General features: G+C 53.7%; 8 protein-coding genes and 3 pseudogenes. 10 read left to right on the top strand and 1 reads right to left on the bottom strand.

Going from position 1 to position 14,632, the window contains the following annotated elements; genetic code table 11:
* Positions 1-6: 6 nt before the first annotated feature.
* The 7 genes and pseudogenes from D5S03_RS04425 to D5S03_RS04395 all read left to right on the top strand — a co-directional run.
* Positions 7-1,008, top strand: a pseudogene (locus D5S03_RS04425) (PAS domain-containing protein); the annotation flags it as partial.
* Positions 1,009-1,734: 726 nt separating this feature from the next.
* Positions 1,735-2,769: pseudogene (locus D5S03_RS04420) on the top strand (methyl-accepting chemotaxis protein); the annotation flags it as partial.
* Between the two features lie 104 nt (positions 2,770-2,873).
* Positions 2,874-3,407, top strand: a complete 534-nt coding sequence (locus D5S03_RS04415; protein ID WP_287042797.1) for a chemotaxis protein CheW — start codon at positions 2,874-2,876, stop codon at positions 3,405-3,407.
* Positions 3,408-3,576: 169 nt separating this feature from the next.
* Complete coding sequence (locus D5S03_RS04410) at positions 3,577-4,443, top strand: CheR family methyltransferase (RefSeq protein ID WP_287042796.1); 867 nt, start codon at positions 3,577-3,579, stop codon at positions 4,441-4,443.
* A 68-nt stretch (positions 4,444-4,511) separates the two neighbouring features.
* Positions 4,512-5,594 (top strand): protein-glutamate methylesterase/protein-glutamine glutaminase, encoded by a 1,083-nt coding sequence (locus tag D5S03_RS04405; RefSeq protein WP_287042795.1) that lies wholly within the window; start codon positions 4,512-4,514, stop codon positions 5,592-5,594.
* A 231-nt stretch (positions 5,595-5,825) separates the two neighbouring features.
* Complete coding sequence (locus D5S03_RS04400) at positions 5,826-6,233, top strand: response regulator (protein ID WP_287042794.1); 408 nt, start codon at positions 5,826-5,828, stop codon at positions 6,231-6,233.
* Between the two features lie 25 nt (positions 6,234-6,258).
* Entirely contained in the window at positions 6,259-8,556 is a 2,298-nt protein-coding gene (locus tag D5S03_RS04395) for an ATP-binding response regulator (RefSeq protein ID WP_287042793.1), read from the top strand.
* On the opposite strand, the gene D5S03_RS04390 is transcribed toward D5S03_RS04395, so the two are convergent.
* A complete protein-coding gene (locus tag D5S03_RS04390; RefSeq protein ID WP_279614629.1) occupies positions 8,553-9,350 on the bottom strand; it encodes a four helix bundle suffix domain-containing protein in 798 nt (265 codons plus the stop codon). The genes D5S03_RS04395 and D5S03_RS04390 overlap by 4 nt on opposite strands.
* A gap of 337 nt (positions 9,351-9,687) precedes the next feature.
* On the opposite strand from D5S03_RS04390, the gene D5S03_RS04385 reads away from it, so the two are divergent.
* The 3 genes and pseudogenes from D5S03_RS04385 to D5S03_RS04375 form a co-directional block, all read left to right on the top strand.
* A complete protein-coding gene (locus tag D5S03_RS04385) occupies positions 9,688-12,789 on the top strand; it encodes a PAS domain S-box protein (RefSeq protein ID WP_287042792.1) in 3,102 nt (1,033 codons plus the stop codon).
* 226 nt (positions 12,790-13,015) lie between these two features.
* Positions 13,016-14,293: a two-component system response regulator gene (locus D5S03_RS04380; protein ID WP_287042791.1), complete on the top strand. Its 1,278-nt coding sequence runs from the start codon at positions 13,016-13,018 to the stop codon at positions 14,291-14,293.
* Between the two features lie 72 nt (positions 14,294-14,365).
* A pseudogene (locus tag D5S03_RS04375) lies at positions 14,366-14,632 on the top strand (hypothetical protein); the annotation flags it as partial.

Raw genomic sequence — 14,632 nt, 5'->3', positions numbered from 1 at the left:
GAAGGTATGAGTCAGAAAAAAGACATTTTTAAACAGACCGATGCTGAGCCTGCTTCAGCTCAGCCTTCAAAACAGAACATGGGTGATAATGACTCCAAAGAGGTGGAGGACCTGCGCAGGGCCCTGGATGAATGCCGGTTCAAGGCCGATCTGCTCAATGAAATACCGACGCCGGTGATGGCTGTGGACAAGGAGTACAGGGTCATCTACATGAACGCCGCCGGGGCAAAGGCGCTGGGCAAGTCCGTGGATGGTGTTGTGGGGCAGTATTGCTTCAACCTTTTCAATACCGGACACTGCAATACTGAAAACTGCCAGGTAAGAAAGGCCATGCAGCAGGATGGTGTTTTCACCAGTGATACCGTTGCTAAACTGCCCTCCGGAGAGCTTCCCATCAGGTACACCGGCAAGCCCATCAAGAATGAAAAGGGCGAGATTGTGGGCGGCCTGGAGTATGTCTTAGACATAAGCCAGGAGACAGCCATTACCAGAGAGCTTGAGGACCTCTCCCAGGCGGTGAGTGATGGCAAGCTGGACACCAGGGCTGATGCGGACAGGTTTGAGGGCAATTATCAGCGGATTGTCAAAGGGGTCAACGAAAACCTGGATGCAGTCATCGCACCCATGAACATGATGGCCGAGTACGTGGACCGTATAGCCAAGGGAGACATCCCCGAAGAGATCACCGACGACTACAAGGGAGACTTCAACGAGATCAAAAACAACCTCAATCTGCTCATGGGTAATTTAAAGGCACTGTTCAAGGACATGAACGGTTTGATCCAGGATGTATCCGACGGCAAACTGGACACCCGCAGCGATGCAGGCAAGTACCAAGGGGACTGGGAGAGCCTTGTCAACCGGGTAAATACGCTGATCGATACCTTTGTGGCCCCCATGAATATGATGGCCGAATACGTGGACCGCATCTCCAAGGGAGATATCCCCGAAGAGATCACCGACGACTACAAGGGTGACTTCAACGAGATCAAGAACAACCTTAATCTGCTGATCAATGCAGAAAAGACCATTGCAGAAATCTCCAAAAAGCTTTCTGTGGGAGATCTGGATGTCGAGGTCAAGCCCAGATCTGATACGGATGAGACTATGCTTGGTATCAAGGCCATGATCGCCAATATCCATCACGATGCTGAAGTGGTTCAGGAGATATCCAGGGGCAATCTGAATGTGGATATTCACGTCATGTCCGAAAAGGACGAGATGGCCAAGAGCTGCAAGCAGCTTCTGGAGGCTGAAAAGAATATAGCGGATGTGGCCGGTAAACTGGCCGTGGGCGATCTCGATGTTGATGTCCAGCCCAGGTCTGACAATGATGAGATCATGAAAGGCATCAAGGCCATGATCGCAAATATCCATCACGATGCCGAAGTGGTGCAGGAGATATCCAGGGGCAATCTGAATGTGGATATTCACGTCATGTCTGAAAAGGACATGATGGCCAAGAGCTGCAAGCAGCTTCTGGAGGCTGAAAAGAAGATAGCTGATGTTGCCAGGAAACTGGCCGTGGGCGATACTGACGTGGATGTCCAGCCCAGGTCTGATAATGATGAGATCATGAAAGCCATTAAGGCCATGATCGATAATATTCAGCATGATGCTGGAAATATTCAGGAAATATCCAAGGGGAACCTGGACATTGCAATTAAGATAATGTCTGAAAAAGACATGATGGCCAAAAGTTGTCAGCAGTTGCTGGAGGCGGAAAAGGATATTGTGGAGATTGCCAGGAAACTGGCTGAAGGGGATCTCAGGGTCAAGGTGGAGAAACGTTCCGGTGAGGACGCACTCATGGAGGCCCTGCAGCTCATGGTGCAGGAGCTGCAGAATGTTGTGGGGGATGTGCAGACGGCCACGGACCAGGTGGCTTCCGGCAGTGAAGAGATGAGTTCCTCTTCTGAAGAACTGTCCCAGGGGGCCACGGAACAGGCCTCCAACTTGGAAGAGGTATCTTCCAACATGGAACAGATGGGCTCAAATATCCAGCAGAACGCGGATAATGCCGCCCAGACCGAGAAGATCGCCCTGCAGGCGGCTAAGGATGCCGAGGAAGGCGGTCAGCAGGTCCAGGACACGGTCCAGGCCATGAAGGATATCGCCCAGAAAATCAGCATCATAGAGGAAATCGCCCGCCAGACCAACCTGCTGGCCCTGAATGCGGCCATTGAAGCCGCCCGGGCCGGTGAGGCAGGCAAGGGATTCGCTGTGGTGGCTGCAGAAGTGCGCAAGCTGGCCGAAAGAAGCGGCCAGGCTGCCAACGAGATCAGCGGCCTGTCTGCAACCAGCGTGCAGGTGGCGGAAAAGGCCGGAGAGATGCTCAAGAAGATGGTCCCGGACATTCAGAAGACCGCGGACCTGGTCCAGGAGATAAGCGCATCTTCCAGAGAACAGACTTCCGGGGCGGAGCAGATCAACAAGGCCATCCAGCAGCTGGATCAGGTGGTGCAGCAGAATGCTTCGGCTTCAGAAGAGCTGTCCTCCACTGCCGAGGAACTGTCCAGCCAGGCCCAGCAGCTGCAGGATACCATGGGCTTCTTTGTAGTTGCTGATGACAGCGGTAGGTCCAGCAGAGGCAGGGGTGTCCGGGCCGCAAAGCCTGAAAAGCGCAAAGCTCTGGATCAGGGTTCCGCCGGAAACGGCAGAAAGGCCCAGCAAAAGGGCCGGGGACAGGCATCCGGCAAGCCTGCCGGACGCCTGAGGCTGGATATGAATTCCGAGGACGCCGAAGACCAGGAGTTTGAGCGCTATTAGGTAAGTGCCTGAAGGTTCTCATGCCGCTTTGTAAGGCGCTGAATACAGTTACCGGCGTATAACGGATATAAAACCGCCCCTCAGGCTGGTTGCAAGGAGTTCTTATGACAGAGAAAGGCACAGGCCACAGCAATACATATCTGACCTTTTATCTCGACCAGGAATTGTTCGGGCTGACCATCGATTCCGTCAGGGAGGTGCTGGAATATACCACCATCACCAAGGTACCCAGGACCGCCGACTACATGCGCGGCGTCATAAATGTCCGGGGCCGCCCGGTGCCTGTGGTGGATCTGCGCAAAAAATTCGGTCTGGAAGAAAAAGAACAGACCGTGGACACCTGCATTATAATCGTGGAGGTGGAATTTGATGGAGAGTCCAGCATCATGGGAGCCCTGGTGGACGGAGTTCAGGAAGTTCTGGATATCCCCCCGGAACAGATTGAAGAGACCCCGAAACTGGGCAACACCATCGAGATGAAGTTCATCCGCGGTTTAGGCAAGCTGGAGGACAATTTTGTCATCCTGCTGGATATGCAGTCTGTTTTCAGCATGGAGGAGCTAAGCTCCATATCTGAGAGCAGACAACGCAAGCCCCCTGAAAACAGTATATCCGGCGAGGCCGGAATACAGGGCTGATGCCCGGCTGCAGCCGGCATGCGCAGACAGCGACGCCGGCTGCAGCCATACCCGGAACAATTTGAGCTGAACATGACGGGTTTTGTTTTTAATGGTGGAAAAGGGGTAGAGCAGGTTTTCATGCCAGGATCAAAGGCGAAACAGGTACCTATGTCAGCAGGATGTGGACATGAACCAGGAAAAGAGTTCAGGCGGCAGATGTCCGGCAGTTCCAAGGCCCATGACCCAGGGGGAATTCAAGAAGCTGGGAGAGTTTATCCAGGCGGAATTCGGGATAAAGATGCCCCCGGCCAAGAAGACCATGCTGGAGTCGAGGCTGGCCAAAAGACTGCGAAGTTTGCAAATGACAAGTTTTGATCAGTACCGGGAATACCTTTTCAGCCTCAAGGGGCTGGAGTTGGAGATGCCCCACCTGGTGGACGCAGTGACCACCAACAAGACGGATTTTTTCCGGGAAGAGCATCACTTCGACATTCTGTACAATGAACTGTTGCCCCACTGGATAGAGAAAAACGACAGAGGCAGGACTTTCATGACCTGGTGTGCCGGGTGCTCAAGCGGCAAAGAGCCCTACAGCCTGGCCATGACCCTGGAGGAGTTTGCGGGGGAGAACTCTGATTTTGATTACAACATACTGGCCACAGACATTTCAGGACAGGTCCTGCAGGAAGCCAGGCGGGGGGTATACCCTGAAAAGGATGCAGAGCAGATACCACCGCAGCTCAGGAAAAAATATCTCATGCGCAGCAGGGACCGCAGAAGAAGCCTTATCAGGATGGCCCCGGAACTCAGAAGCAGGGTGTCCTTCCGGGAACTGAACCTGATGCAGGACTTTTCCTTCCGGGAGAAGATGGACCTGATAATGTGCCGCAACGTGATTATCTATTTCGAACGTCCGGTGCAGGAATCCCTGTTCAGAAAACTCTGCAGGTTCATGCACCCTGGAGCATACCTTTTCATAGGACATTCCGAGACCCTGAGCGGCATGGATCTGCCCCTGCAGCAGGTAAGACCAACTGTATACAAAAAAACTTGAGCTGCTGCACAGTTTATTCAGGCAAAAGCAGCACATGATCAACAACCTCGACAAGCAAGCAGGAAGATATGAGCAGAAAAATCCGGGTCATGATCGTTGATGACTCAGCCCTGGTCCGCCAGGCACTGTCCGACATTCTGGATTCAGATCCGGAAATACAGGTGATGGGTACCGCTTCTGATCCCTTTGTTGCCGCCAAGAAGATGGAATCGGACGTCCCGGATGTCATCACCCTGGATATAGAAATGCCCCGCATGGACGGGCTTACTTTTCTGCGCAAGATCATGACTCAGCATCCCATACCGGTGATCATCTGCTCTTCCTTGACTGAGAAGAATTCCGAACTGACCCTGCAGGCCATGGATGCCGGGGCTATGGAAATAATCACCAAGCCCAGGCTGGGTACTAAAAAGTTTTTTGAAGAATCCAGGGTGCGCATAGTTGATGCAGTGAAGGCGGCCTACCAGGCTGACCTGTCTACAAAACGCAGCAAGCTGCCGCAAAAGCCCAGGCAAATAGAACCCAGGCTGAACGCTGATGCGGTTATTCCCGGTCCGGCCAGGGGCAGGGAAATGTTTCAGACCACGGACAGGGTGGTAGTGGTGGGGGCATCCACCGGGGGTACCGAGGCCTTGCGGGTTTTTCTGGAATCCATGCCTGCAGATGCTCCGGGTATCGTCATAGTTCAGCATATGCCCGAGCATTTCACCAGGGCCTTTGCCCAGAGGCTGGACGCATCATGCGTCATAAACGTCAAGGAGGCCGCGGACAATGATCCGGTGCTGCGGGGCAGGGCGCTCATAGCCCAGGGCAACAGGCATCTGCTTTTAAAGCGCAGCGGAGCCAGGTACTACGTCCAGATAAAGGACGGTCCCCTGGTGTCCAGACACAGGCCCTCGGTGGACGTGCTTTTCCGCTCTGCCGCCAGATACGCCGGGAAAAACGCAGTGGGAGTGATCATGACCGGGATGGGTTCCGACGGGGCCAGCGGGATGAAGGAGATGCACGATGCCGGTGCTTTTACCCTGGGGCAGAACGAATCCAGTTGCGTGGTCTACGGCATGTCCCAGGAGGCCAGGAAGCTGGGCGCGGTGGATGAGGAACTGCCCCTGGACAAGCTGGCTCCGCAGGTGCTTAAGGCGCTGAAGTAAAGGGACGCGGGTCAGTCGTCATGGCGGTCAGTTTTTTAAGAAGTATGGAAGTAAGGCCTATGGGAGAATGGGAGTCAAAATATCGTTACACCCATCCTTTCTTCCTGAGGAAGGGAGCACGCCATGTCTGTAATTCTGTCCAGAGTGGCAGGATTCAGAAAAAGTTTCCAGCATTTTTGTTTGAAACTTGTGCTAAGCGCCTGAAGTCTAACAGCAAGCAAGGATGATGTTATGCGAATACTTATCGTGGATGACGATTTTATCACCAGGAAGAGCCTGATTAAAATGCTGCAGGACTACGGAGACTGCGACGAGGCCACCAACGGCCAGGAAGCAGTGGATTCTTTCAATATGGCCTGGGAGGAGAGCAGACCATATGATCTTGTACTCCTGGACATCATGATGCCCTCTTTAGATGGACAGGATGCACTGCAGCAGATCAGGGAATTTGAAAGTTCCAGGGGGATTATGGGCTTCGGCGAGGCCAAGGTGATCATGGTCAGCGCCCTGGATGATCCGCGCAATGTAGTACAGGCCTTTTACGCGGGCGGGGCCAGTTCATACCTGATAAAGCCGGTCCAGGCCCAAAAGCTGTATGAAGAAATGGAAAAACTGGGCTTCGCATCCAGGGCCAAGTAAAAAATTATACAAGTACGAGGTGATTATGCAGGATCATTCAATCCTGCTTGTGGGCCTTGAGACCCTGGACCGGGAAAAGGTGCTGCAGGCCCTTGAAGATGCAGGCTTTGTCAAAAGCCGGGTGCAGGAGGTTCACTCCGGAGAAGAGGCAGTGCGTGTTTTCCGGGAGACGCCCTTTGATCTCGTGCTTGCTGAGCAGTCCATGGAATGGATGTCCGGCCTGGAACTGGCCGGTTTAATCTGCGATGATAAATGGAAAAGGGAGACCAGGGTTGTTCTGCTGGCCGGGGTGGATGACCTGGGACAAAGAGACGTTAAAAAAGCAGCCAGGACCGGTGTCGATGACATCATTTTCAAGCCCTTGAATCACCAGACACTACCAGCCCGCTTGAGCTTTCTGGTCAGCAAAAATGCCCATGCCTCCGGGTGTCAGCTGCATATCTGCAGCACAGCATCCAAGTCCGGGCTTGGATACTGGGAGTACAATTCTTTAACTGGCGGTTTTTTTTATTCCCAGTCCGTGTACGAAATACTGGGATATCCCCGTGGACATGAACCCCTGGACAACTATATCCTGCACACTCACCTGGAGCCCGGGCATATGCAGCAGCTTGAGAAGAAAGTAAGTTCTCTGGCTCCAAAGGAGTGGTTTTCCGGGGACTTCTGCTTCAGGCGAAGGGATAGGGAGGAGCGGTTTTTGAGGATCAGCGGTCAGAAGGACTCCCTGTCAAAGGCGGGCATAGTCAGTGGAGTCCTGCAGGATGTCACCCAGCAGAAGCGAGTGGAAGACAAGCTTATGGAACTTCTGGAGCAGACCTCCATGCAGGCCGAAGCTCTGGAGCAGAGCGGCGAGGGTATAGTTCTCACTGACAGCCGCCTCAATGTTGTCTACGTCAATCCTTTTTTCGATGAAACAAGCGGATTCAGGGCCAGTGAGCTGATTCCCAAGCTCAGGGAACTGATCCCCGGGATAAGCCTGAAAAATAATGGAGTAGCGGATGATGACGGCTGGAAGCGGCCGTGGAGGGAGCAGGTCAATCTCAGGGACAAGTCCGGTTATGTCCGGGAGGTGGAGGTGTCTGTATCTCCGGTAAAAAACAAGAAGACCGGGGAGATAGTAAATTATGTACTCATGATCCGGGATATCACTGAAAGGCAGAATCTGCAGAAGCAGCTGCAACAGGCCCAGAAGATGGAGGCCATAGGTACTCTGGCCGGAGGGATAGCCCATGATTTCAACAATTCCCTCATGGGGATCCAGGGCTTTACCGAACTGGCACTGATGAATATGTCCGATGAAGGCAGGCCCAGGGAGTATCTGCAGAGTTCCCTGCGCACTGTACAGAGGGCCAGGGACCTGGTGCAGCAGATTTTGACCTTCAGCGGTCAGAAAGAAACCACCAAGGCCCCCATGCAGGTCAAGCCGGTTCTAAAGGAGGCCATGAAGCTTCTGGGTGCAACCGTGCCAGTAAACATCCAGCTGAATGTGGATATTGGGGATGATCCCCCCATGGTGGTGGCTGATCCGGTGTGGATACACCAGATAGTCATGAACCTGTGCACCAACGCCCTGCAGGCCATGCCTCGGGGAGGCAACATAGATGTTGGCCTAAAAGGCGCAGACCTGGACGCCACCTGCCAGGAAGCAGGCCATGATCTGCCCCGGGGCAGATACCTGCTGCTGGAGATACAGGATACAGGTTGCGGAATCGAGCCGGAAATGCAGGAGCGAATTTTTGATCCTTTTTTTTCCACCAAGCCCAGGGGCAAGGGCACTGGGCTTGGCCTGTCCGTGGTCCACGGCATTTTACAGGAACTTGCCGGGCGGGTGATGGTGTACAGTACTCCTGGACAGGGCAGTCTTTTCAGGGTGTATATACCTGCAGTGCCGGTTGAGCAGGGTATACCGGCAGAATCGGACAAAGGCAGGGAGCCTTCCGGGGAAGTGGTCCGGGGCAGGGGCAGTATCCTTTTCGTGGACGACCAGGAGGAAATAGTCAATTGGGGAGTGCGTGCTCTGGAAAGCCTGGGATACATGGTCTGCGGTTTTTCCAGCGGAGATCGGGCCTGGGAAGTGTTCAAGGAGCAGCCGGAAGATTATGATCTGCTGGTGACGGACCTGAGTATGCCCGGAACCTCCGGCCAGGAACTGGCCCGGAAGGTCAAGGAACTCCGGCCGGGCCTGCCTGTGATCATGTGTACCGGGCACGCCGGGGCAGACACCCCGGAGAAATCAGGTCTTCAGGTTGATGCCCTCATGCAGAAGCCGTTCAGCATGGGGGAGTTTTCCAGGCTCATACGTTCGCTTCTTCAGGAGGGTTAGAAGGGCGGGGTGTCGGATTGGTCCGACAGGTCTGACAGGTCTGACAGGTCTGACAGGTCCGACGTGTCCGACAGGTCCGACGTATCCGACATGCCCAGAGCCCTCGCTTCCGGATTCCAGGGCGCTGCAGGCTCCCGGACTCCTCCCTGCCTGGACCTGGTCCGGGCTTGATACATGCGCTCGGTGAAGCCGCCTTTTTCCAGAAAATCCTTTTCCAGGCGCTTAAGCTGCCTGCCCAGCAGAAAACTGGCCTGGTGGGCCAGACAGAGCATGATGTTGGCGCATGTCTCGGCTGGCTTTATGCGCATGGCTGTCAGGGCAGCCAGCAGGGGCTCATCCAGAACCTGCTGCTCCTGGTGCGGGTCTTTATCCGGGGGTGGAGCGTTTTGCGGGGGCGGGAGTTTACCGGCCAGGCGACGGCGCATGGCCAGGACTATCCTGGAATCCTTGTCCCATATGAGCAGGCTGTTCTGGCGCAGATAGTCTTCGTAGTCCTGGATCAGCTCTCCCAGGCTGGCCCGGGCCACATTGGTCAGCTTCAGTTCAGACTTTTTTGAGGTGCCCGAGGCCAGTGATCCCTCCACGATATTCTGTACAGTGCTTCTGGCGGCCTGCTCCATCTGGTCCCTGGTCCTGGATGTCTTGCGGATAAACCTGCCACAGAAAATTACCGTACCATCATGCACAGTTAGAGATACCGCGAAGCTGCGCAGCTTTTTGAATCCGCCGTGGGCAGGTATGACCATATGCTTACCCATGCCCTGGATATATTCAGATTTTTGCGCCGAAATCAAGCCCAAAAAAGCTGCGGCAAGGGCCAGGTCTGTCTTCACCTGAAGCGTGACTGGGTAAGCAACTGTTGATTTACGAGGCATCTCAGGATAGATAAAGAAAAAGAAATCAGGAGAAGGATAATATCGTTTTATTTTGAACTAAAGGATCTTCCAAGTGACCTGGATCAAGAGATTCTTGATGATTATAAGGTGCAGCTGCAAAAAGTCGAGAAAATGAATAATTCAGAAATCAATAATCTATATAAATATTTGATTTTACTGACATCTGACGTCTGATCTCTGACGTCTGTGACTGCAAAAGTGACTTTTTGCAGTCACATCTTATAAGGGACCCTTTATGAAAGACAGAAACAAGCCGGAGGATGAGCTTCGCCGCAGCGAGGCAAGCCAGAGGATTCTTCTGGACAACATTGCCACCCAGGTCTGGTACCTGGTCAATGAATATACTTATGGGGCGGTGAACAAGGCCCATGCGGATTTTCTGGGCATGCAGGTGCAGGAAGTCTCATATGCCAGTCTGTACGACCTTTTTCCTGTTGACGTGGTGGAAGTTTGCCGGCCCGGCAACAGGGAGGTCTTTGAAACCGGGGAATCCCTGCAGACAGAAGAGTGGGTGCCCGATGCCTCTGGAGAACTGCGTCTTCTGTCCATTAAAAAATCCCCGGGCCTGGACCGCGATGGCCGAGTAAAATACGTGGTCTGCTCGGCCGATGATATAACCGACCAGAGACGTCTGCAGGATTCACTGGCTGAAAGCGAGGATAAATTCCGTCTCCTTGCGGAGAATGCCCCCATGGGAATCGCCCTGCATGAACTGGTTTTGGATAAGCACGGTAACCCGGTGGATTACAGGTACTTAGATGTAAACCAGGGATTTGAAAGGCATACCGGGCTCAAGGCCTCCCAGGTCACAGGCCGGACAGCCGGCCAGGTGTTCGGCAGGCAGCAGGACCCGCCTTTTCTGGATACATATGCCCGGGTGGTCCTTGACGGCAGGTCAGTAAGCTTCGAAGAAGAAGTAGAGTCCCTGGGCAGGTCATTTCTTATAAATGCCTACAAGGTCGGCCTGAACAGGTTTGCCACGGTGTTTATGGATGTAAGCCAGCGCCGGCAGGCGACTCGTGAGGCCGAAGTCCGCAGGTCGCACTTTGAGTCCATCTTTGAAAATACCAAAGACGCCATGATCTTTTTCGACACCTCGCACCTGATCTTTAATATAAACAGCCGCTTTACTGCCATGTTCGGCTATACCCTGGAGGAGGTCCGGGGAAAGCAGGTAAACCGGGTGGTGGATCCTGAGCGCCTGGCTGACGATTATATTTCCTCCAGCGTACTGGACGGAGAAAACGTGGAAAAAGAGACCGTGCGCTATTGCAGGGACGGACAGCCCCTGGATGTTCTCATTAAGGGCGGTCCTGTATATGTGGCCGGTGAAATTGTGGGTGGATACTCCATATATTCGGATATCAGCGGGCGTAAGCAGGCCGAAAGAGAGCTGACAAAGCAGAATCAGCTCCTGGAGGGGATAATAAACGGCATTCCGGATATCCTGGCCATCCAGTACCCGGATCACAGTATAAAACGCTACAACCAGGCCGGGTACCAGGCCCTGAACAAGTCCCCGGAGCAGGTGGCGGGCAGGAAATGTTTTGAGCTCATAGGCCGGGACAGGGAGTGCGAGGTGTGCGCAACCAGGGAGGCCCTCAATACAGGAACCCTGCAGCAGGTGGAAAAATACGTCCCGGAATTGGATGTCTACATGGATTGCCGCAGCAATCCCATATTCAATGAGCAGGGAGAGATACTGTATATTATTGAGCAGCTAAGGGATATAACTCAACGTAAAAAAGACGAGATTGAGCTTATAGTAGCCAAGGAGCAGGCCGAGGCGGCCAGCAAGGCCAAGAGCGAATTTCTGGCCAATATGAGTCACGAGATCCGCACCCCCATGGCCGGGATCATGGGTGCTCTCGAGATGGTCTCTGCCAGGACCGACGATGAAGAATCCAGAAGACTTATGAAAATGACCCTGGAATCGGCCAGGTCCCTGCAGCAGATCATAAACGATATTCTGGACCTGTCCAAGGTAGAGGCGGGCAAGCTGGAAATCGAGCACCAGGAATTTGATCCGCAGTCTCTTTTCAAAAGGGTCATGGACCTTTATTCCATCCAGGCCGGGGAAAAAAATATAGAGCTGCAACTGGATACGGCACCGGGCATCCCCCGGAGACTGTGCGGGGATCAGTACCGCCTGGAGCAGGTGCTGCGCAACCTGGTGAGCAATGCCGTCAAGTTCACCTCCCAGGGCCGGGTCATTCTCAGGGTCAGGCCTGTGCAGGCCGCATCCGGAAAGGCCCGTCTAAATTTTGAGGTTGAGGACACCGGGGTGGGCATAAAGGAAGATTTTCTGCCCCGCCTGTTCGACAGCTTCACCCAGGCGGACAGCACCTACGGCAAAAAGCACCAGGGAACAGGGCTGGGACTGGCCATATCCAACAGGCTGGTGCAGATGATGGGCGGAGATATTCAGGCTCAGAGCATCCCCGGGGCCGGCAGCATCTTTTCCTTCAGCCTGCCTTTTGCCATACCCGCGGAGCATACTGCAGGGGAAAAGCGCTCTGACACTCAATCAGCCGTCTCCTTTTCCAGGCAGTTGAAGATCCTGGTGGCGGAAGACGTGAAGCTCAACCAGGACTACATCCGTTTTGTCCTGGAACAGAAGGGACACCAGGCCGTTATAGCCGGGAACGGGCTGGAAGCGGTGCAGGCGTTTGTGCCTGGACAGTTCGACCTGGTGCTCATGGATATACAGATGCCCGACATAGATGGACTGGAGACCGCCAGGAGGATCAGGGAGAAGGAAGAGTCCAGTGGGCGGACATCTGATGTGGGACCGCGGGATTCGGGCAGGGTCCCCATTATTGCTTTGACCGCCTATGCCATGCCTGAAGAAAGACAAGAGTTTCTGCAGTCCGGCATGGACGGATATGTTTCCAAGCCCGTAGACCCGGAGAATCTTTTCCGGGAAATAGAGAGCCTTGTATCAGTAAGGGATGAATCCGGCCGGGAAGCACAGAGCTACCAGGTGCAGGAGCAGGATTTTGCCTGCAGCGGTGCAGAAGTCATCAGTACAAAAGACCTTGAACTGCGCTTTGCCGGGGACAGGGAACTCTGGGCCGGCATGTTCCAGCGCTTCATGCAGGAGGAAATGCCGGGGTATATGCAGGAACTTGAGGACCACAGCGGGTCCGGGGACATGCAGGGCCTGGCCCGGCTGGCTCACAAGTTCAAGGGGGCCCTGGGCACCCTGTGCGCCGAGGCCGCCAGGCAGAGGGCGGAGGCCCTGGATCATGCCGCCAGAAAAAGCGACACAGAAATGGTCCGCCTGGAGCTGGAGGCCCTCAAGGCGGAACTGGAAAGGCTGAAGCAGGAGTTATGACTGCATGTCAGGCCTTTGATATTTATTATTGACCTCACGGAAATATCAGGTACGAAATAACACTGTACCGACACTAATACATGCTTAACTATCGGCATACCGGGAAGCGCAGGATTTTCCCAGAGCATGGCAATTATTTTTGCAATCATTTACCAGTAAGCGCTTTTCATAAAGAACATACCCTTTCTTTATTTTTTTCAACTAACTGTTGAATCAGGAAATCAATATGGAAAATTTTCAATCCGCCAGGATACTTGTTGTTGACGATGATCGCAGCACCCTGGATTTTATCGTATTTCACCTGGAAAATGCTGGTTACCAGGTATTTAAGGCCGATACCGGGCAACAGGCCATGGATATCGTCGGCAGGGAACGCCCTGAAATAATTCTGCTGGATGTGTACCTCCCGGATGAAATAGGCCTGGAGCTGTGTTCTAAGATCAAGTCCGAGCCGGCGTTTAACGATCCAAGTGTGCTTATAATGTCTGCCTGGGCTCCCAGGAGTGAAATGGCTGAAACCCTTGCCCGGGGGGCGGACGACTATATTGTCAAGCCCATCAACCCCCAAGAGCTTCTGCCCATGATCAAGGCCCGCATCAAGGCCAGGCAGGCACAGCAGGAACTGCGGCAGCAGGGCAGGGCTTTGCACTTGATCCTGGACAGCATCCAGGAGATGATGCTTTACATGGACAAGGGATACAATATTCTCTGGGCCAACAGGGCTGCTCAGGATAATATAGGTAAGGATTTCGCAGAAATATCCGGCAGGACCTGCCATGAAATACTGCACAGCGCTGATATTCCCTGCCAGGACTGTCCTGTCCAGGATACTTTTGTCTACGGCCGGCCATCCAGCGGCCGGGTGAGTTTTAATGACGGCAGGTACTGGTACAACAACGGCTACCCCATGCAGGATTCAGCAGGGGGCCATGCCGGGGTGGTGCTCATGTCCCTGGACATCACCCAGCAGGAGAAAAGCAGGCAGAAATGCGAGTACATGGCCATGTACGATTCCCTGACCGGACTTGGCAACAGGAACCTGTTCATGGACAGGCTGGAACATGTTCTTTCCCAGGCCAGGCGTTACGGCAATTTTGTCGGCATGCTTTACCTGGATCTTGACGGGTTCAAGGAGATAAACGACAGGCTGGGACATGCAGCAGGTGATGAGGTCCTCGTGGAAACCGCCAGGCGCATCAAGAGCTGTCTAAGGGAATCCGATATTCCGGCCAGGCTTGGAGGGGACGAGTTCGCAGTGATACTGCCCCAGATGAAAAACCCCAGGGAAGCAGAAGAAGTAGCGGGCAAAATTCTGGAAAAGTGGAACCCGCAGTTTGATACCAGCGCTGGAAAGGCTGTGAATATGAACATTAGTGCGGGACTGGCGGCATTCCCGGAACATGGCGATACCCTGGACCGCCTGGTGAATACAGCGGACAAGGCCATGTACCAGGCCAAAAAGACAAAAGGCCCGTCATTTGTCTGGGCCGGAGAAATACTATAATTGAACATAACCTCTGAAAAATACATGCCAAACCCTGGCCTGCAAAAATAACTGCCTGAAAAGGAAAAAGATATGCAAGAAGAAAAGCCGGCACCATGGAATATTGAACCTCTCTTTGTGGGCAGGCAACCGGTGTTCAATGCCAAAAAGAGACTGCAGGGGTATGAACTCTTTTACCGTTCGGATGAAGAGTCCGCCGGGGCCGTGTTCAGCAACCCGGAAGACGCTACCCTGAGTGTGATTCAGGCTTCCTACGTATCCCCTTTTTTGAACATGAAGGGGGAGAAATTCATCATGGTCAACTTTTCCTACGAGGCCATTGTGCACAACGCCCCTTAT

The organism is Desulfonatronospira sp. MSAO_Bac3, from assembly GCF_003838035.1.
Taxonomy (GTDB): Bacteria; Desulfobacterota; Desulfovibrionia; order Desulfovibrionales; family Desulfonatronovibrionaceae; genus Desulfonatronospira; species Desulfonatronospira thiodismutans.
Note: the sequence above shows the minus strand (reverse complement) of the source record. Positions and strands in the feature narration are given on the sequence as shown.

Coding starts and splice junctions, on each gene's coding strand:
- D5S03_RS04415 (WP_287042797.1), top strand. CDS start 2,874: ATGACAGAGAAAGGCACAGGCCACAGCAATACATATCTGACCTTTTAT.
- D5S03_RS04410 (WP_287042796.1), top strand. CDS start 3,577: ATGAACCAGGAAAAGAGTTCAGGCGGCAGATGTCCGGCAGTTCCAAGG.
- D5S03_RS04405 (WP_287042795.1), top strand. CDS start 4,512: ATGAGCAGAAAAATCCGGGTCATGATCGTTGATGACTCAGCCCTGGTC.
- D5S03_RS04400 (WP_287042794.1), top strand. CDS start 5,826: ATGCGAATACTTATCGTGGATGACGATTTTATCACCAGGAAGAGCCTG.
- D5S03_RS04395 (WP_287042793.1), top strand. CDS start 6,259: ATGCAGGATCATTCAATCCTGCTTGTGGGCCTTGAGACCCTGGACCGG.
- D5S03_RS04385 (WP_287042792.1), top strand. CDS start 9,688: ATGAAAGACAGAAACAAGCCGGAGGATGAGCTTCGCCGCAGCGAGGCA.
- D5S03_RS04380 (WP_287042791.1), top strand. CDS start 13,016: ATGGAAAATTTTCAATCCGCCAGGATACTTGTTGTTGACGATGATCGC.